At 73.0% G+C, this 19,109-nt stretch carries 16 protein-coding genes; 4 read left to right on the forward strand and 12 right to left on the reverse strand.

Annotation, left to right across the window (positions count from 1 at the left end):
• Positions 1-223 precede the first annotated feature (223 nt).
• Positions 224-2,119: a DUF6311 domain-containing protein gene (locus tag ACZ6TV_RS40360; RefSeq protein WP_465304156.1), complete on the forward strand. Its 1,896-nt coding sequence runs from the start codon at positions 224-226 to the stop codon at positions 2,117-2,119.
• Here the strand turns inward: ACZ6TV_RS40360 and ACZ6TV_RS40365 are convergent, their stop codons facing one another.
• From ACZ6TV_RS40365 to ACZ6TV_RS40375, 3 genes are all read right to left on the reverse strand, one after another.
• A complete protein-coding gene (locus tag ACZ6TV_RS40365; protein ID WP_465304158.1) occupies positions 2,120-3,454 on the reverse strand; it encodes a condensation domain-containing protein in 1,335 nt (444 codons plus the stop codon).
• A 120-nt stretch (positions 3,455-3,574) separates the two neighbouring features.
• Positions 3,575-4,609, reverse strand: a complete 1,035-nt coding sequence (locus ACZ6TV_RS40370) for a hypothetical protein (protein ID WP_465304160.1) — start codon at positions 4,607-4,609, stop codon at positions 3,575-3,577.
• Entirely contained in the window at positions 4,606-5,106 is a 501-nt protein-coding gene (locus tag ACZ6TV_RS40375) for an RNA polymerase sigma factor (RefSeq protein WP_465304162.1), read from the reverse strand. The genes ACZ6TV_RS40370 and ACZ6TV_RS40375 overlap by 4 nt, the downstream gene beginning before the upstream one ends.
• Positions 5,107-5,192: 86 nt before the next feature.
• Between ACZ6TV_RS40375 and ACZ6TV_RS40380 the strand changes: the two genes are divergently transcribed.
• Together ACZ6TV_RS40380 and ACZ6TV_RS40385 are read left to right on the forward strand one after the other, a co-directional pair.
• A complete protein-coding gene (locus tag ACZ6TV_RS40380; protein ID WP_465304164.1) occupies positions 5,193-6,551 on the forward strand; it encodes a hypothetical protein in 1,359 nt (452 codons plus the stop codon).
• On the forward strand, positions 6,551-7,504 hold the full coding sequence (locus ACZ6TV_RS40385; RefSeq protein ID WP_465304166.1) for an ARPP-1 family domain-containing protein: 954 nt from the start codon (positions 6,551-6,553) through the stop codon (positions 7,502-7,504). The genes ACZ6TV_RS40380 and ACZ6TV_RS40385 overlap by 1 nt, the downstream gene beginning before the upstream one ends.
• 202 nt (positions 7,505-7,706) lie before the next feature.
• On the opposite strand, the gene ACZ6TV_RS40390 is transcribed toward ACZ6TV_RS40385, so the two are convergent.
• From ACZ6TV_RS40390 to ACZ6TV_RS40410, 5 genes are all read right to left on the reverse strand, one after another.
• Positions 7,707-8,804, reverse strand: a complete 1,098-nt coding sequence (locus tag ACZ6TV_RS40390) for a hypothetical protein (RefSeq protein ID WP_465304168.1) — start codon at positions 8,802-8,804, stop codon at positions 7,707-7,709.
• A 476-nt stretch (positions 8,805-9,280) separates the two neighbouring features.
• Positions 9,281-11,308 (reverse strand): hypothetical protein, encoded by a 2,028-nt coding sequence (locus tag ACZ6TV_RS40395; RefSeq protein WP_465304170.1) that lies wholly within the window; start codon positions 11,306-11,308, stop codon positions 9,281-9,283.
• A gap of 84 nt (positions 11,309-11,392) precedes the next feature.
• Positions 11,393-11,815, reverse strand: a complete 423-nt coding sequence (locus ACZ6TV_RS40400; RefSeq protein WP_465304172.1) for a helix-turn-helix domain-containing protein — start codon at positions 11,813-11,815, stop codon at positions 11,393-11,395.
• Between the two features lie 108 nt (positions 11,816-11,923).
• The gene (locus ACZ6TV_RS40405; RefSeq protein ID WP_465304174.1) at positions 11,924-13,153 is read right to left on the reverse strand and encodes an MAB_1171c family putative transporter; all 1,230 of its coding nucleotides are present in this window, start codon (positions 13,151-13,153) and stop codon (positions 11,924-11,926) included.
• Positions 13,143-13,670 carry a hypothetical protein gene (locus tag ACZ6TV_RS40410; protein ID WP_465304176.1) on the reverse strand — a complete coding sequence of 176 codons (528 nt, stop codon included), beginning with the start codon at positions 13,668-13,670 and terminating at the stop codon, positions 13,143-13,145. The genes ACZ6TV_RS40405 and ACZ6TV_RS40410 overlap by 11 nt, the downstream gene beginning before the upstream one ends.
• Before the next feature lie 179 nt (positions 13,671-13,849).
• On the opposite strand from ACZ6TV_RS40410, the gene ACZ6TV_RS40415 reads away from it, so the two are divergent.
• Positions 13,850-15,265, forward strand: coding sequence for a glycosyl hydrolase (locus tag ACZ6TV_RS40415; protein ID WP_465304178.1), 1,416 nt, complete (start codon positions 13,850-13,852; stop codon positions 15,263-15,265).
• A 23-nt stretch (positions 15,266-15,288) separates the two neighbouring features.
• On the opposite strand, the gene ACZ6TV_RS40420 is transcribed toward ACZ6TV_RS40415, so the two are convergent.
• The 4 genes from ACZ6TV_RS40420 to ACZ6TV_RS40435 all read right to left on the reverse strand — a co-directional run bounded on the left by ACZ6TV_RS40420 (position 15,289) and on the right by ACZ6TV_RS40435 (position 19,084).
• The gene (locus tag ACZ6TV_RS40420) at positions 15,289-16,293 is read right to left on the reverse strand and encodes a LacI family DNA-binding transcriptional regulator (protein WP_465304180.1); all 1,005 of its coding nucleotides are present in this window, start codon (positions 16,291-16,293) and stop codon (positions 15,289-15,291) included.
• Between the two features lie 60 nt (positions 16,294-16,353).
• On the reverse strand, positions 16,354-16,866 hold the full coding sequence (locus ACZ6TV_RS40425) for a transposase (RefSeq protein WP_465304182.1): 513 nt from the start codon (positions 16,864-16,866) through the stop codon (positions 16,354-16,356).
• A 40-nt stretch (positions 16,867-16,906) separates the two neighbouring features.
• Complete coding sequence (locus tag ACZ6TV_RS40430) at positions 16,907-17,104, reverse strand: hypothetical protein (RefSeq protein WP_465304184.1); 198 nt, start codon at positions 17,102-17,104, stop codon at positions 16,907-16,909.
• Between the two features lie 963 nt (positions 17,105-18,067).
• Positions 18,068-19,084, reverse strand: a complete 1,017-nt coding sequence (locus tag ACZ6TV_RS40435; protein ID WP_465304186.1) for a LacI family DNA-binding transcriptional regulator — start codon at positions 19,082-19,084, stop codon at positions 18,068-18,070.
• Positions 19,085-19,109 lie beyond the last annotated feature (25 nt).

The raw sequence follows: 19,109 nt of genomic DNA on the forward strand, positions 1-19,109 counted from the left end.
CGAGGCCTTCGAGGACCTCGGACTGGATGAGCTGGTCACCGAGGATCTCCGCACTGCGATCCCGATCGCCTCCAAGCGGCACGGCGTACTCCTCGGTAGCTCGTCGATCCAACGATCTGATCATGTTATCCGGAATTGGCGTAGTTTATCGGCGTCGATGCAATGAGGCCAGTGGCTGGGCAAGGCGTGCGCCGAAGGCAGGCGTCCAGCTATGGTCTCACCCGTGAAAACCGGCGGAAAGAACGCACTTGTCGCCCTGAGCTACGTGGTCTTCTCCGTCGTGCTGTTCCACCACCTGTGGGCGGCACCGCAGACCCGGATGCTGGCCGACAACAATCAGGACCAGGTCTTCTTCGAATGGGTGCTCACGCACGCCGCGCGGCTGTTCACCCATGGTGACTCCCCGTTCTTCACCGACCAGCTCAACGCGCCCCTGGGCGTGAACCTGATGGCCAACACGTCCATCCTCGGGCTCGCCCTGCCGCTCGCCCCGATCACGCTGCTGTTCGGCGCGCCGGTCACGTTCGCGCTCATCAGCACCATCGCACCCGCCGGCACCGCGATCGCGTGGTTCTTCATGCTGCTGCGCTGCGAGGTGGTGCGGTCCCGGTCGGCAGCCTACCTGGGCGCGCTGTTCTGCGGCTTCGCCCCCGCGATGGTGTCGCAGACGACCGCGCACCCCAACATCGCCGGCCAGTTCATGATCCCGCTGATCCTGTGGGCCGTGTTCCGGATGCGGCAACCCGGCGACACGGTCCGCAAGGGGCTGATCCTGGCCGCGCTGGTGGTCTACCAGTGCTTCATCAACGAGGAGGTCCTCTTCCTCGCGGCGTTCGCGCTGCTGGTGTTCCTGCTGGTGTACCTGCGGCCGAGGGACATGCTGCCGGCGGCCCGGGCGGCGCTGCCGGCCCTGGGGGTCACCGCCCTGGTCGCGGGCGTCGTCATGGCGTACCCGCTCTACCACCAGTTCGCCGGGCCGCAGGCGTACCACGGGCTGCCCGACTTCGTGCACGGCTTCAGCGCCGACTGGGCGTCGTTCTACAACTTCAGCCGCCGCTCGATCCTCGGCGACGTGACCCGCATCGAGAAGCTCGGCGGGCCGACGGAGGAGAACACGTTCTTCGGCTGGCCGCTGCTGCTGCTCCTGCCGGCCGCCGCGGCCGCGCTGTGGCGGCACCGCGGCGCGCGGGCCCTGTTCGTCACCGCCGTCGTGTTCGGGCTGCTGTCGCTCGGCCCGGTCGTGCGCTACCAGGGCGAGGAGACCACCTGGCACGGCCCGTGGCGCTTCCTGGTCGACCTGCCGCTGTTCGACTCGGTGGTGCCGACCCGGGTCGCGCTCGTCGTGACCCCCCTCGTCGGGGTGCTCCTGGCGATCCTGATCGACCGGTTCGTGGTGCCGTCGCCGTTCCCGGCCACCGGGCCGGCCACGGAGTCCGCCGCGTTCGCCGCGGAGGCCCCGGCCACCGACATGCACGCCGCGGAGCCACCCGCGGACGCCGCCAAGGGCGACACCGAGGCCGCGGGGGACGCCGCGGGAGACGGGGCCGGTGCGGTGGCAGGCCGCGTCAGGCAGGACGAGGACGACGAGGAGCCGCTGCCCTACGCGGGCCGCTGGCTGTGGGCGGCCGCCCTCGCGATGGCGCTGCTGCCGCTCGTACCGACGCCGCAGCCGACGAACGAGCGGCCGCCGGCGCCGGTGTTCTTCAGCAGCGGCATGTGGCGGGAGCACGTGCCGGAGCAGGCCACGGTCGTGGTCATCCCCGGCGGCTGGTGGGAGGGCCTGGACGCGATGCGCTGGAACATCGACTCCCGCATCGACTTCAAGATCGCCGGTGGCTACTTCCTCGCCCCCGACCCGAACGACCCCGAGAACAGGGCCATGTTCGGCCCGGTGTACCCGCCGACGTGGAGCCTGCTCGGGCAGGTCGGCCAGGACGGGGTCGTGCCGGTCCTCGCGCCCGAGCAGATCCAGCAGGCCCGCGCCGACCTGGCGTACTGGAAGGCGTCGCGGGTCATCCTCGCCGACGGCCACGGCAACAGCGACGCGATCCGCCAGACCGCCGACCAGCTGTTCGGCCCCGGCGAGCACCTCGCCGACGTGTGGGTCTGGAAAGTCTGATCAGCCGGCGTCGAGGGCCTCGGTGACGATGAGGTCCTCGACGCCGTACAGGAAGGTGGCCATGTCGGCGCGGGGCAGCAGCGCGCTGTCGGCGGTCATCGCGAGCTCGAGCGCGCCGGGCGCGTCCTGCGCGTCGAGGGCGAACGACACGCCCCGGCGCGGCTCGTGCTCCACCGGCCAGGTCAGCGTCGTGCGGGTCAGCGCCTCCCGCAGCGGCACCGGGGCCGGCGGCGCGAACCCGAGGGCCGGCATCAGGCCGCGCTGGTCGTTGACGAAGCACGAGTGGTCGCAGGGCCCGTCGAAGGCGGCGATGTCCCGGTCGAGGGCGAGCTTGTCGTAGTACGAGTGCCGCTGCGCGGACAGGGCGGCCCCGAAGGTCCGGCGCACCAGCTCCGCGAAGGCGACCCGGGTGGTGCCGGTGAGGTGGAAGAGCCCCTCCTGCGCGATCGTGGTGACCCCGCCGGCCATCCCGGGCAGGAACCGGTTGTTGACGACGACCTGGAAGACGGCCTCGCCGACCCCGGTGATCCGGGCCGCGGACACGGCCGCCGCCGCGAGGACGACCGAGGCGGGCGTGACGGACAACGACGCCGCGACCCGGTCCAGGGCCAGGCCCAGCGCGGGGGAGTTGAGGACCGCGTTCGGGAACGCGGCCGCGGGTGGCGTGCCGGCCCGCGCCGGGAACATGCTCGCCGGGCCGCTGCCGAGCTTCGCCAGCCAGGAGCGGCGGGCCGCGGCGTCGCGGCGGCGCCCCCGGTCCGACGTCTGGAACGCGGCCTCCTCCAGTGGCTGCAGCAGCTCCCGCGGCGGCAGCGGCCCGCGCAGCAGCGCCGCGAAGTCCGCCAGGAGGTTGCGCAGCCCCCAGCCGTCGGACGCGGTGTGGGACAGGAAGAACACGACGTAGCGGATCCCGCCGCCGGCCTCGACGACACCGACCCGCAGCGGCCACTCCCGCTCGGCGTCGAACGGGACCTCGAGGAGCTCGTCGCGCAGCGCGTACGCGGTCTCCGCGACGGTGTCCGGGGTCGCCTCGCGGGTCGTGACCGGGATGCCGCCGGCGGCGTACACGACCTGGTCGAGGCGGCCGTCGCCGGCGGGCCGCAGCCGGGTCCGCAGCGACTCGTGCAGCAGCACCAGGTCCCGGACCGCGGCCTCGACCCGCTCCGCCGGCACCGGCGAGGGCAACGGCATGCCGCCGCTCACGTTGTACCGCGCGGCGTCGCTGCCGAGGTTGCGCACCACGTCCCAGATCGCCTGCTGCCCCCACGTCGCCGGCCCGGACCCGGCCCGGCCGCCGCTGAACGTGTACTCCGCCTGCACCTGCGCGACACTCATGCCCGCCCCCTCGTGAGCCCCACCGTGAACCCGCCCTGTCCCCGAGTCTTGTGCACCGCCGCGGCGATGTCGACGGCGCCCGGAAGCTGTATATGCAGCGGCCCGTACGGTGGGGGCCGCTCACAGGCAGTACGTGCGGACCTTGACGACCGTGAGGCCGTGCGGGCCGGCGAGGGTCTTCGCGTCCTGCTCCGAACCGAAGTAGACGACCGAGTAGTCGTCGCCCGGCGGTGCGCCCACGGCAGCGGCGGCGCCGACGTCGCACGCGAGCGGCACGACCCTGGCCAGGTAACCGTCGACCGCCAGGTCGCCGGCCTTCTCGTCGCGCGCCGGGCGCTGCCCCGCGAACGCGTCCACGCCGACGACCACGGCCCACGCCTCGCCCCCGGCGACGGGTGTCACCGGCCGGGCGTACCGGGGCCGGCAGGCGGGCCAGAAGACACACATGCGGGAGATCATCGTGGCCGCCCGGCTGTCCTGGCCGGACGCGGTGACGATGCCGTCGAACACGGCGATCGCGCTGCCGAACCGCACCACCAGCAGGCGGAACGGCTGGCCGGCGTGCTCCCCGGCGCCGTCCTTCGGCCAGGCGACCGTGATCGACGCCGCCTCGTGGCCGAGCTCGGGGCTGCCAGCCGGCTGCAGGACCTTCTCGTCCGGGAAGCCGGTGCACTGCCGAAGCTTCGGCCGCAGGTCCCGCATCACCGCCGTCGCCTCGGCCTCGTCCCGGTACACGTACAGGGCCTCGCCGAGCCGGACCCGCTGCTCCCGCTCCCCGACGTCCTGGCTCATCGCCCGCCGGGAGACCGGCCGCCCGAAACACTCCACGGCGTAGTCGTGGTCGGCACCGCCCTCCGCGGCCAGCGACTCGGGGAACAGCAGGCCCGGCGGGAGACGCTCGGGGCGGCTCCCGGTCGGGGTCGGCGGCGCCGGTACCGACGGCGACACCGCGACCGGGGACGGCGACGTGCCGGTGCGCCCGGCGACCGCGAAGCCGCCCGCGAGCACCGCGAGGACCGCGAACCCGGCCAGCGCCACGTGGCCCGCGCGCCGGCGCCGCCCGCGCGCCTCGATGAGCTCGGGCGGCGGGACGACCGCGGTGTCCATGACCCGCCCCCGCAGGTTCTCGAACGCCCGCTCGACGACGTCGGTCATGACTGCCTCACATCCAGCGGGTCGGTGACGGTCAGCATCGGCGCGAGCGCCTGCCGGCCGCGGGCCAGGCGCGCCTTCACGGTGTTCTCCGGCGCGCCCTCCATCCGGGCGATCTCCGCGACCGCGAACCCGCCGAGGTGGAACAGCACGAGCGCCCGCCGCTGCGGCTCCGGCAGCCGCCGCAGCGCGGCCACGAGGTCCAGGGTCTGCGGGTCGGGCCCGGGGACCGGCGGTGGCGGGCCGTGCCGTGTCCAGCCGGCGATCGCCGTGCGGGCCCGCCGCCACCGGCTGATGACGAGGTTGTGCCCGACGCGCCCGATCCACGCCCGCGGGTCGTCGTAGGCGCTGATCCGCCGCCAGCGCGCCCACGCCCGCACGTACACCTCCTGCGCCACGTCCTGCGCCTCACCGAGGTCGCCCGTGTACGCGACGAGCTGCGCGACCAGCCCCCGGTAGGTGTCCCGGTAGAACTCCGCGAACGTGTCGGCGTCTGCCATGCCCAGGAACACGCCGCCGCCCGGTCACCGGTTGCATACGGAAATGCATTCGTTCCAGTGATTTTCCGCGTGCGACCGTGCGGGACGTGACAGTGGAATTCGTCCGGCATCTCCAGCTCCACGACACCCCGCTGCGGGTGCCGCGGACCGGCGCCGTGCTGTTCGACGACGAGGCCGTGCACGTCGAGGCGTACACGGCCGGGCCGCAACGGTACGCGCTGACCGCGCTCACCCCCGGCGTCCTCGCCGCGCAGCGGGCCCGGATGCTGCTGCGGCTGCTGCTCGCCTCTCGCGCCGGGCTCGGCGACGCGGAACGCGACACCCTCGCCCGGGTCACCCGCGTCCTCGCGCTCGGCCTCGCGCCCGCCGACGTGCTCACGGTGCTGCTCGCCGTCCGGCGGCGCCGCGCCAACCACCGGCACGTCACCCGCACCGCGCTGACCGTGCTCCTGGAGCACCCGCACGCCGCCGAGATCGCCGCCGCCCGGCGCTCGGTCGTCCAGGACTGCTTCGAGCACGCCCTCGGCCGTGGTGTCGCCCGCGCCTGCCTCGACGCCCTGCGCCGGGGTGCCGGGCCGCGGCACCGCCTGGTGCGCTCGTCCGCCGTCTCGCGGATTCCGGTGATGTACCGGCACCGCGACGGCACCGGGCTGCTCCCGCTCCCGGGGGCGCGCGGCGACCTCGACCTGACCGGCCCGCGGCCGGACACCGTCACCGCCACCAACCGCGGCGACCTCGCGGCGACACTCGTGCACCTGCTGCGCGGCGGGCCCAGCGGCGAGCTGCTGCCGGCGGTCGCGCGGTACACCGACGAGGCCGTCGCCGGGCTGCCCCGCTACGAGGGCACCGTCGCGCTGGTCCTGGACGACTCCGCGTCGATGCGCGGCTACGGCGACCGGGAATGGGCGGTCGCGTCGCAGGTCGCCGCGTTCCGGCGGGTCCTGGACCGGGTGTGCGCGCGGCTGGTCGTCGTCCGCGTCGGCGGGAGCAACGGCCGTCCCGGCGGGGCCACCGACCTCGCCACCGGCGTCCTGGACGCGCTGTCGGGTCCGGTCGCGCCGGACGTCGTGGCGGTCGCCACCGACGGCTACGAGAACGTCCACCCGGGCGACCTGGCGTGGGTCACCGACGCCCTGCCCGGCGCCGGGGTGAGCACCCCGGTCGTCCTGTGCCAGGCCACGTTCGGCCACGCCGACGACCTGTCCCTGCGCCGCCCGGCGCCGCGGCTGCCGCGGCGCACGTTCTGGCACACGGACGACCTGGCGCCGCTCACGCTGTGGCTGCTGTCGCATGTGGACAGTGCCGCCGCCGAGCGGTGGACCGTGGCCGAGCTGCACCGCCGGCTCGCCGCGCTGGAGCGCTCCGCGCCGGAAGACTCCGCGCCGGAACGCTCCGCGCCGGCGGGCTCCGCTCTTGAAGGCTCCGCTCTGGAAGGAGGATCGTGATGAACCTGCCGGTTCCGGCCGGGGTCGACGCCACCGGCTACACGCTCGGACCGCCGCAGCGGGCCGGTGCGCTGACCATGGTGCCGGTCTTCGGGCCGTCGTACCCGGGCATCGCGCCGCCGCGCAGCGGGCTGAAGCTCAGCCGGGTCGTGACCTACGGCCAGGTCGAGCTGACCAACCCCGCCGCGTCCGGGGTGGCGATCGTGCCGCTGCACGTCGGGTACATCCAGGACTCGGCGCAGAACCACGCGCTGTGCCGGTCGGCGTTCATCGCGGCCGGGCAGACGCTGCGCTTCGACGACGCGTGCTGCGTCCAGGAGAGCCAGGGCGGCTACCTGGCGGAGCGGGACCAGTGGTTCTTCGTCCTGCCGGTCGAGCTGCGCCCGGCCGCGCTGCGGCTGCGTGGCACCAACCAGTACAGCAAGCTGTGGGGCGACATCGCACGCTTCAACGACGCGCACGGGCTGCCCGCGCGGGGTCACCTGGAGCAGGTGCTGACCCGGAAGCGGGCGGTGCTCACCCAGTACCAGAGCCGCCTGGAGCTGCTCGACGGGCAGGTCGGCGCGCTGTTCTTCATCGGCGGCGAGCTCGCCGGGGTGGAGATCGCGCCGGACCCGGTGTACTTCGCCGAGGTGTGGATGGCGCTGGTCTGCTTCGCCTACGGCCCGGCCGCCTGGACCCGCTCACTGTCCACTTCGGACGCCGCCGCGGAGCCGTGCGCCGCCGGGTCGCTCGGCGACGTGCGGGCCGGGCTGCGCCGCCGCCGGCAGTCGGTCGCCGACGAGGTGAGCGCCTGGCTGGAGCGCGCCGCCTGGCGGCCCGACTCGCTGGTCGAGGAGGACCGGTACCTCGGCCTGCGACTGTCCACTGTGGCCGGTTCGGCCGTCGGCGGGCAGGTGGTCACGGACGGGTCGCGGCTGGTGTACGCGTCGCTGTTCGCCGCGGCGGCCTGAAAACCGATTGCCGCGCCGGACCCGGATCCGGTTGAATCACAGGTGTTGCGGGACTGCGTCAGGCCCGGCCGACAGGCCCCCCGATTCCAGATCGGGGCACAGTCGCCTTAGGAGCGGCCTTTTATGTCGGCAGGGCGCTGGCCACACGCACCGCATCGCCCGAAAGGGCGCCACCCGGCGGGGTGGCGCCCTTTCGGCTTCCTCAGCGATCCCACATCGTGCGGCTCGGCTCGCCCCAGTCGTAGCCGATGACGACCCAGCGCTCCGGGTCGTGGGCATAGGCGATCTTGAAGCTCGGGTCGGACCGGACGATCCCGCGCATCGACGCGAACAGGCCCGACAGGTAGCGCTCGTGACCCGGCAGCCGGTCCGCGGTGAACCGGAAGCCCAGGATCCCGCCGCCGTCGTCGGTGACGGCCTCGAGGCCGGCCGCCCGCAGCGCCCCCGGCAGGTCGGGTGCGTCCCGGACGTCCCGGAGGAAGGCCGCGCCCGGCCGGTCGGCGTGGCGGTGGGCGTACCGTCGCAGCGCCTCGCGCACGAAGGGCACATCACCCGCGCCGACCACGGCGTCGCTGCCCACGTGCGACTCCGCGGCGACCACCTCGTGCGCGGCCTCGCCGCCCGGCGCCGCCGCGACCCGCAGGGCCGTGTCGCCGAGGTCAGCGCCGTCGAGGATCATCGACACCCAGTAGACGACGGGGTCGGCGGCCCCCTCGTGCAACGTCAGGCGCACCGTCCCCACCCCGCCGACCGGGACCAGCGGCGGGTCGAAGACGCCACTGACCTGCGCGGAGTGCGGGCACTGCAGCTCGACGAGGGCACCTTCGGGCGCGCCGTGGCCGTCCAGGCGGAACTGGACGTCGGTGGGGACACCCGGCCGCAGGACCGCCGTCCCGTGCCGCTGGACGAGGCGGACGCCCGGCTCGCGCCGGTAGTAGATGTTGCGCCCCCGGCCGACGTGGTGCTCACTGATCCACGGCTCGCCCTCGATCCACCGGAAGAACGTCCCGTGCCGCACGAACGGGGCGATCGCCTCCAGGATCGACATCGGGAAGTCGTCGCTCGCGTCGCGCGGGTACTTGTCGCCGCCGTACCTGAGCCCGACGATGTCGCCGTGCTCGTCGACGTCGGGCACCCACCAGCTGTCCCTGAACAACGTCACCAGGTCGGGGCAGTCGGGGTCGCCCTCCATGTCACCTGGACAGTCCCGCAGGTGCGCCCGCAACGCCGCGAGGGCCGCCGGCTGGTCCTCCCGCTGCAGCAGCAGCTCCGTCGAGTCGAACACCACCATCGTCCCCACGGCGTCGGATCGTACTGCCGCACCGCAACATCACCGCCCGGTGCTGCCGTGAGCCGGGCGTGGGCGGACCGCTGCTCGGTCGGCCGAGGGCGGCCTTCACGTCCTCGAGCTTCACCGCGGGTCTTCGTCTTGGACACGAACGGCAGCGGACCCGCGAACGTCAGCTGCCCGCCCGCGTCGACGGTGGCGTTCCACGTGCCGATCAGGTGCACGATCGTGAGCGTGGCACCGGGCTTGACGTCACCCCTTGACGACGGTCCGCCTACCCCCCCCGGGTCGCCGCCGATGTCAGCCGAACTGGCACGTGCGGCAGCGGCACGGTGCCGTAGCGGCCTGTGCGCTGGGACGAGCTCCGGTCGCGGGTTGCGGCGGTTGTGTACCGGTGGCGTCGTCCTGGTCATGGCAAACGGCGACGGGGATGGGACCCGGTCGCCGTTTGCCGCGACAGCGTGGCCGGCGGTGGGGGGAAGGGAGGGCTAGCGGTTGGCGTCCGACTGGTCGCGGCCGGCGTCGCGCTGGGCCGGGACGGTGTGGTCGGAGGCGTGGCGGGCGTAGCCGTTGCCGGCGGTGGGGCGGTCGGCGTCGGACGCCGACTCGTGGGCGCCAGACCTGGGCTCGAACAGGCTCCTGGAGCCGCCGCCGTTGCCGCCGCCGTTGCCGCCGCCGTTGGTGCCGAGCGGGCTGTGCTCACCGGTGCGGCTGTCGCCGCCGCGGCCGTTCGTGCCCAGGGGGCCGTGCTCGCCCGTGCGGCTGTCGCCACGGCCATTGCCGTTGGTGCCGCCGTTGCCGCCGCCGTTGGTGCCGAGCGGGCCGTGCTCGCCGGTGCGGCTGTCGCCGCCGCGGCCGTTGGCGCCGCGGAGCTGCTCGCCGAGGGAGGCGTGCTCGCCGGAGGCGCTGTCGTCGGCGGTCGCGTCGGCGTCCGTGTCGTCCTGCTGGTCCGCCTCGGCGGACTGGTCGGCGGGCTGGTCGGCGCCGTTGACCGCGCCGGGCAGGCCCGCGACGGGGCGGCCCGCCAGGGGGTGCCCGCCGAGGGGGTGGCCGGCGGCCGGCAGCGGCTGGCCGGTGAGCGGGTGGACCGCGACGGGCTGACCGGTCAGCGGGTGCACGGCGACGGGCTGCGCGGCGGCGGTCGGCACGGCGACGGGCTGCTGGCCCGCGGTCGGCTGGCCCGCGGGGTCCTGCTCGGCCAGGCGCTGCTGGTCGGCGAGCCGCTGCTGGTCCGCGGCGCGTTCCGCGGCGGAGCGGACCGGGATCTTCGTGTATTCGCCGGTCTCGCCGCCCGCGGCGGCGGCCATGACGGCGGCGGCGGCCAGGTCGGCGACGCGCTTCGCCTCGCGCTGGACGCGGGCGCGGACCTCCTTGGCGTGGCGCTCCGCGCCCTCGGCGGCCGAGCGGGCCTCCTCGAGGCGGCCCATCTCCTCGGCGAGGTCCTGGCGGGTCTCCTTCAGGCGCTGCTGGAACTGCACGACCTCACGCTCGGTGGTCGCGCCCTCGCGGCGGGTCTGGGCCAGGCGCTGCTGGTTGGTCTCGAGCTCGGCCTGGAGCTGGGTGAGGGCCTGGCGGCGGGCCTGGATCTCGCGCTGGACGGTGGCGAGCTGGTGCTGGGCGGCGGTGTTGGCCTCGTCGGCGCGGCGGCGCAGGTCGGCGATCTCCTCGTCGACGCCGGTGCGGTGGCGGGTGAGCTCCTCCTCGACCGACTCGCGGTGCGCGGCGACCTCCTGCTCGGCGGCGGTCTTGGCGTCGGCGATCTCCTGCTCCGCCCCCGCCTTCCACTGCGCCAGCTCCTGCTGGGTCTGCTTGCGGGCCGCCTCGATCTCCTGCTGGATCTTGAGGTGGGCCGCCTCGAGCAGCGCCTTCGCCTGGGCCTGGGTGTGCTTGATCTGCGCGGCGCTCTGCTCGTTGATCCTGGCCGCCTCCTGCTCGGCGCGCTGCTGCGCGGCCTCGCTGTTGGCGCGCAGGCGCTCGGCGACCTCACGGATCTCGGCGAGCTCGGCCTGCGCGGCGGCGCGGCGCTCCTCATACGCCTGCTGCTCCTCGGCGCGGCGCTTCGCCAGCTCGTCCTCGAGGTCCTGCAGGGTCTTGGCGGCCAGCTCACGGGCGTCGGCGAGGACCTTCTCGGCCTCCGCCTGGTGCTTCGTGGCCCGCTCCTGGGTGGTGCTGGTGATCTGGTTGGCCTGCTTCTCCGCGAGCGCGAGGATGTCGTCGACCATCGGGCCGAGGTGCCGGAACGAGGCCTTGTCGACCTGCGCGGGCCGCTCCTTGACCTCGGCCAGCTCCTGCTGCAGCTGCTGGCGCTGCGCCTGCATGGAGCGCAGCCGGGTGTCGAGGTCCTGCCGGTCCGCCTCGATCCGCCGGCGCTCCGCGGCGAGCTGCCCGAGCTCCCTGTCCCGCTTTGCGAGGTACTGGTCGACCTGTCCCTGGTCGTACCCGCGCAACGCGACCTTGAAGATCGGCCGCGCGCCGGAATCGTCGCGAGCCGTTGCCAGCTCTCCGCCCTGGGACATGTGCCAACCCTCCATACCGTCGCCTGCGCGATCTGGCGCAACGCTACCGTCGCGTGCCACCGGGCCAACACCCCGCCCGGCGTGTCAGTTTGGCACCACATCGGCCGGCGGCGGATCGTCCGGAAGGCCCTCGATCCTGCGGGCGTGCTCGATCATGCCGTGGATCGCCTCGAGACTCGGGCCGGACAGCCCGGCCGCGCGCAGCGCCATGGTCCGGACCCCGGTGTTGCGCAGCGCGGCGAGCAGTTCGAGCTGCTCGTCGATGCGCCGGGCAGCCTCGTCGTCGAGGAAGTACGCGGCGTTCACCCCGAAGAACTCCGCCAGCGCCTCGAGGTGCCGTTTGGTCGGATTGTCCCGTGCGCCCTTGCGCAGCTGCCAGATGTACGTGTGCGAGATCATCACGCCGCGTTCACGGATGGCGGCGGCGACCTCTTCATAGCTGTACTCGCCGCGGCCCGGCGGATGGACCGTGCCGAAGAGCCGGTCGAGCTTCTCCGCGAGGGTCACCTGGCCTCCTGGTAACTGGTCATGCTTGACAATCGCACCCTGACGATGGAAATCTCCATCATAAGCTCAGGTTTATGGACGATGTCGCCCCATAAACTGAAGTTGACGTCAGCGACCCGGGTCGGACGGATCGTTGTGGCCGGCGAAGGTAACGGGGGTGGCCACGACGTCCTGCGGGGCAGCGTCGCGGTATCGCCGCGCGAGGCCGAGCAGCGCCCGGACCTCGGCGTCGACGGCGGGCCCGCCGGCCGACTGGGAGGCGCCCGGCGGGCCGGATGCCTGCGCCGCGACGGGAGCGGGGTCCATCACCGGAGCCGGCGCCGGGCCGTTGCTGGGGGGCGGGCCCGGCGCCACCGGCACCCCTCCGGCAGTCCGCGCGACCGCGCCGCGCAGGGCGGCCGCGTCCGCATCCGTCTCGCCCGCGTGCCCCACGAGCAGCCATTGCGCGTCCCTGATCTCGATGACGCGTCGGTACAGGCGCAGCTCGGCACCGCGCAGTGCGAACAGATCCGCCAGCCGCCCGGGTGGGTCGCCGAGCACGACACCGGGGGCGGCGGTGGACAGCTCCAGCCACAACGGCCGGAGTCGCTGCAGCGCCACGTAGCGTGACGTCCAGCGGCGCAGCCCGCCGAGCGCCGGGATCGCCGCGCCGACCGCGAAGAGCAGCAGCATCGTGGCGAGCAGCATCCGGGAGACCATCTGGGCGCCGGGGCTGTCCAGCGCGCGGCTGCCCGCGGCGTGGCTGATCTGGTACACGACGCGGTTGGTCATGAACAGCAGCCCGACCACGGCGGCGGCGCTCAGCAGCCACATCCCGATCCGCAGCCGGCCGGGCGCGACCCCCCGGCCGGCGGGGCGGAACAGCACGAGCGCGCAGATCAGCCCGACGGTCAGGCCGAGCTGGGTGAGCACGGCGTACGCGGTGACCAGCGGCGTGCCGGCCTGCTCGTAGACGAAGTCGTAGCGCTCCGGGCGGCGCGGCGCGAGCACGAACAGCACGCTCATGGCGACGCCGGTCACGCTCAGCAGCGCGTACGCCGCACGCCGCAGCCAGGCCCACCGGGCCGGGTCGGTGGACAGCAGCCCGACGATGTGGACCATGCCGGCCGACGCGGCGACGGTGGCGAGGTTCTTCAGCGGCACGGAGATGTCCGGCACGTGCAGGACGGTGTCGGTGGCGTACGAGATCTCCCGCCGATTGAACGTGAACGACAGCGTCGCCAGCAGCACGACGAGCCGGATGGCCTTGCCGCGCGGGGTCTGCGGGGTCGCGAACCGCCAGATCGTGAACGCCCAGAACGCGACCAGGACGGTGATCTCCAGGACGTCAACGACCACGGCGCTCGACCAGGAAGGGCTCGGCGAGGGCGTCGTACAGGTTGCTCAGGGCGGAGTCGGTGAGCGGCCGGGCGGTGCTGCTCGCGGCGCGCTCGTTGAGCATGGACGCGAGCATCTCGGCGACCTGCTCCTGCGGCGCGCTGTAGGAGGAGCGGCGCAGGACGCGGGCGACCGTCGCGGGGTCGATGTCAGGCAGTAACAGGGCGGTCACGTCCTCGGGGTCGGGATCGGGCGCGACGTGGTCGCAGAGGATGTGCCCGATCTCATGCAGGATGATGTGCTGCTGGTGCAGCCAGCCGGTGCTGGCCGCGTAGAACACGTGGTCGGCCTTGTCGGTCGACAGCCACAGCCCGCACGCGGTGCCGTCGGCGCCGGCCCTGGGCAGCTGGTGCAGGTGCAGGTCGCGGCCCCGGGCGGCGGCGACGGACGCGCAGAACTCCCGCACGTCGAACGGGTCCGGGACGTCGATCCCGGCCAGTATCCGGGTCACCTGTTTCTCCAGCGCTCGCAGCCGCATCCACGCTCCAGCCGGCCGTCGGGGCAGTCGGGGTCAACGATATGCCCTAGGTCGGAAAGCCAGGTGGCTCCGGCAGCCGGCCGCACTTTCATCCGTTCACCTCTATTGACAGCGTTCGAGCTGGAGACGTACGTTTCCTGCACTTACTCGGTTCAGTAAACCTTCTTCAAGGAGCCCCCGTGCGAAGAGCCTGGATCGTGGCGGTCACCGCCCTCATGACCGCCGTCGCCGCCCTCGCCGCCGTCGGCGCCGAGCCGCGGCCCGAGACCGCCGGCGCGTTCCCCGCGTCGACCCGCAGCGCCCTCATCAACTACCTGAGCGGCATCAGCGGGCAGTACACCATCACCGGCCAGCACAACCGCGAGCCCAACTCCGACCCGACCAAGTGGACGAGGGTCGCCCAGCAGATCACCGGCCAGACGCCCGGCCTGTGGGGCGGCGACTTCCTCTTCCAGTCCTCCGACGTGTCGTCCCGCCAGACGATGGTCAACGAGGCGGTCCGGCAGTGGCAGGGCGGCTCGCTCGTCGCGCTGACCTGGCACATGTGCCCGCCGACCGTCGGGCAGACCTGCGGCTGGGACACCGGCGGCGTGCTCAGCCACCTCAGCGACACCCAGTGGAGCCAGCTCGTCACCGACGGTACGTCGCTCAACACCGCCTTCAAGAACCGGCTCGCCGAGGCCACCCCGTACCTCCGCCAGCTCCAGAACGCCGGGGTGCCGGTGCTCTTCCGTCCGGTCCACGAGATGAACGAGGGCTGGTCCTGGTGGGGCGGCCGTCCCGGCGCGAACGGCAGCCGCAAACTGTTCCAGCTCGTGCACGACTACTACGGCGCCCAGGGCCTCACCAACCTGGTCTGGGTGTGGAACGTCAAGGACGTCAACATGGGCTCGATCGCCGACTACTGGCCCGGCGCGTCCTATGTGGACCTCGCGACCCTCGACATGTGGGTCAAGTACGCCCCCAGCACGTCGGACTACCAGGCGATGCTCAACGTCGCCGGCGGCAAGCCGATCGCCCTCGCCGAGGTCGGCCAGGTCCCGAGCGTCGCGCTGCTGCAGGCACAGCCACGGTGGACCTACTTCATGGTGTGGGCGGAGTGGCTGACGGACCCCGCGTACAACACCAACGCCAACGTCCAGAACACGTACTTCAACAGCCGGGTCCTGGTGCGCGGCGAGTTCACCGTGCCCGGCTCGGGCGGCGGCGGCGCGCGGACCGGCCCGGTGACCGGTCTGGCCGGCAAGTGCCTGGACGTCGCCGCCTCGGGCACCGCCAACGGGACCAAGGTGCAGCTGTACACCTGCAACGGCACCGGCGCGCAGACCTGGACCATCGGGACCGACGGCACGATCAGGGCCCTCGGCAAGTGCCTCGACGCCGCCGGCGGGGTCGCCGCCGACGGCACGAAGGTCCAGCTGTGGGACTGCGCCGGCAACAACAACCAGCGGTGGAACCGGGTGGGTGAGACCCTGGTCAACCCGGCGACCGGCCGCTGCCTGGACGCCACCGGGCAGTCCAGCGCCGACGGCACCCAGATCCAGGTCTGGACCTGCAACGGCCAGACCAACCAGCGCTGGACCCTGCCGGCATAGTGCCCCGGCCCCCGCTGTCGCTCCTATGCGGCGGCGGGGGCCGTGCTGTCCCTGATCGCCAGGGTCGGGTTGGTGTACCGCACACTGCGCGGCGCCCGCCCGTCGACACACTCCAGCAGCAGCCGGGCGGCCCGCGCGCCGTAGTCGGCGATGTTGCGCCGCAGCACCGTCAGCGCCGGATGCACCAGCTCACACAGCGGCGAGTCCTCCCACGCCAGCATCGACACCTCCCGCGGCACGCCGATGCCCATCTCCGCCGCCACCCCGAGCCCGGCGAGCGCCATCACGTCACTGTCGTAGACGATCGCGGTCGGCCGGTCCTTGCCGCTCAGGATCCGCCGGGTCGCCTGCGCGGCGGCGTCACCCGTGTAGTCGGCGGCGACCACCGTCACCGCCATGCCGGCCCGCTCGATGGCCTCGGTCCGCGCCTGCGTGTGCAGCATGTCCGGCGGCCCGCTCACCCTGGCGACCTTCGTGTGCCCGAGCGAGGCCAGATACCCGACGACCTTGCCGGCCGACGCGGCCTCGTCGGTCCACAGGTTGGCCACCCCGGGGATCTCGCCACCGCCACCGACCACCACCGCCGGCAGGCCGAGCGCGAGGACCGCCGGCACCCGCGGGTCGTCGCGCCGCAGGTCGCACAGGATCACCCCGTCGACCCGCCGCTCCGCGTGCCACCTGCGGTGCACCGCGATCTCCTCGTCGGGCCCGTCGACGAACTGCAGCGCCAGCCCGAACCCGCGCGCCGACAGCTCCACCTGGATCCCGCTGATCAGCTGCCGCCGGAACACCTCGACACTGACCGCCGCCGACGCCCGCCGCAACGTCAGCCCGACCGCGTCGGAGGACGCCCCGTGCATCGCCACCGCGGGCCGGTGTACTGCGAACCCGAGCTCCTCGGCCACCTCCCGGACCCGCACCCGCAGATCCTCGGACACCCCTGGCCGCCCGTTGAGCGCATAGGAGACGGCGACCCTCGACACCCCGACACGCTGAGCGATGTCGCTCATCGTCGGCCGCTGCCCCATCCGCGCATCCTAGCCGCTGCCCCGCCCCCGCCGCTTTCTCATGATCTGTGAAGGGTTTTGTCAAGCGATGGTGTTGGTTTGGAGGTATCGGTAGAGGTTTCGGGCTGCGTAGCGTTTGAGGCAGCGGAGGATTTCGTTGCTGCTGCGGCCTTCGGTGGTGCGTCGGGTGATGTAGGTGTTGGTGGCTGGGTGGTTCATGCGGCGGCGGGTGGTGATGATGGTGTGGAGTGCGGCGTTGAGTTGGCGGTCGCCGCCGCGGTTGAGTCGGTGCCGGGTGATGCGTCCGGAGCTGGCGGGGAGTGGGTTGGTGCCGGCGAGTGCGGCGAACGCGGCTTCGCTGTGGACGCGGCCGTGGTGGGACCAGGTGGTGAGCAGGGCTGCGGCGGTGACCGGTCCGACGCCGGGCAGGTCGAGCAGTCCGGGGCAGGCCTCTGCGATCAGGGCGCGGAGCTGTTTCTCGTTGTGGTTGACGGCGGTTGTCAGTGCGTGGATCGTTGCGGCGGCACGGCGCAGGGCATGGACCCTGATCTGGGTTTCCAGGTCGTTGGTGGTGTCGTCGGGCAGGGTGAGCACGGCGCGGACCTGTTGAGGGGTACTGAGGCCGCGGAGCTGTTCACGCAGGGTGCCAGCGCCTGCCAGCGCCGAGGATGAGGGATTTGAACAGGTTGATGGTGGCGGTGCGGGTGTCGGTGTCGTGGCGGCGGGTGACCAGCAGAATGCGTAGTGCTTCGCGGCGGCCGTCCGCGCGGGGAACGGCGTTACGGGAGCCGGGCTCAGCAGCGACGGCCAGGGCGGTGCGGGCGGCGTGCACGGCGTCGATCGGGGTCGATCGGGTCGGACTTCCCACCACGGCGCCGGCGAGAACTGACCGGTTTCGGGGCTTCGATCACGGCGTGACCAGCGGCGTGCAGGTGCCGGACGAGGTCGTAGCCGTGGCAGCCGGTGCCCTCCACCGACCAGTCCAACCGTTCGCCGGCCGGGACCAGACCGGCGGCCCACGCGGTCAGCTGCGCGTATCCGGCCGGGCCGGCATAGACCTCAACCCTGGCTCAACCCTGGCATGGACCGTGCCCAGCCGATCCACCAGTGCCGCAGCATGGGTGTCGGTGTGGGTGTCCACCCCCACCATCCACCCCGCGGAAGGTGCGGAACGAGGGCCGCAGGCAGGACCGGGCCGGTCTGTCACCATAGGCATGACGGTGCTTCCTTTCGAGTGGACGAGTCGCCGTCAACACGGCGTCGGCCCGGGAAAGCACCTGGCGGGATATCTGTGATGAGTCACGTGCTACGAACACGGACAGGCTTCTGATCAGGCCAGCACGGCACCTCGGGTCGACGCCGGCCATGCGAGCGGACAGGTCCAGAACAAAGGACACACGCCACCGCGGTCAGATCATGAGTGAGTCACACCCACACAACCGGCATCGAACCTAACGGATCACGAACCCCGGGCCCGATCACCATCCCTATAGAAGCGTCCGGAAGAGTTTGTGTAGCCAGGGGTGCACAAGGTCTTCCGGATCACGGAAACAGCCAACCCGGCCAGCGACCAACTGGCCGGATCATGGAAAACGGCGGCGGTGAGCCACCGGGGATGGCACGCGGATGCGTAGGAGGCTGCCGCGCGCTCTGCGCGCTGGCAGTGCGTCGCGCAGCGGCGCATTGGGGGGCTCCGGGGGTGAGAATCCCCCCGGCGGGACCCGCGCGAAGCGTGGGGCAGCGAGCCCTATCGCCGGAGGCGACAGAGCGGGTGACAGCGGGAAACAGCTGACGGTTACGGGGGGGAGCAGCTGTCGCGGAGGAGGAGGCGGGGGGTGGCGTCCTGGAAGTCGGTGGGTGGGGCGCCGTCCAGGTGGGACAGGAGGGTACGGGCGGCGTTGGCGCCGTACGCGTGGACGTCGCGGGCCAGGGCGCTCAGTGCCGGGTACGCCATCTCGCACAGCTGGGAGTCGTCGCCGGCGATGATGGACAGCTGGCCGGGGACGTCGAGGCCGAGTTTGCGGGCGACGTGCAGCCCCGCGGTCGCCATGATGTCGTTGTCGTACGTGATGGCGGTCGGCGGGCGGGACGAGGTCAGCAGCTGCTCGGTGGCCCAGGCGCCGGCCTCCCACGTGTAGTCGGTGTCGACGACCTCGGCGGACTCCAGGCCGTGGCGGGTGGCGGCGGCGCGGAAGGCCAGGGTGCGGATCCGGGTGTGTTCCAGGGCGGCCAGGCCGGCGACGCGGGCGATGCGCCGGTGGCCGATCGCGGCGAGGTATGCCAGCGCCTCGGTGAGGGCGGCGGCGTCGTCGCTCCAGACGGCGGGGATCGAGGAGCCGGGGCGTGGGTGGCCGACCAGGACGGCGGGCAGGCCCATGGCGGTCAGCGCCGCGACCCGGGTGTCGTCGGCCCACAGGTCGGTGAGGATGGTGGCGTCGATGCGCCGGGCCGCCCACAGCGACCGCAGTGCGTCGATCGCCCGGTCGTGGTCGGCGACGACCTGCAGGACGAGGGCGGTGCCGGTCGCCGAGAGCTCGGTCTCCAGGCCGGCGATGAACTTCATGTAGAAGGGCTCGACGCCCAGGGTCGCCGCGTCGCGGGCGATGACCAGGCCGATCGCCTCGGCGCGGGAGACGGACAGGCCGCGGGCGGCGGCGCTGGGCTGCCAGCCCATCTCGGCGGCGATGGCGAGGATGCGCTCGCGGGTGCGGGCGGAGACGCCGGGCCGGTCGTTGAGCGCGAACGACACGGCGCCGATGGAGACCCCGGCGGCTTCGGCGATGTCGTTGATGGTGGGCCGCCGTGTCACCAAGGCATTCTCGCACTGAAGGACAGCG

The organism is Dactylosporangium sp. NPDC051087, from assembly GCF_055586325.1.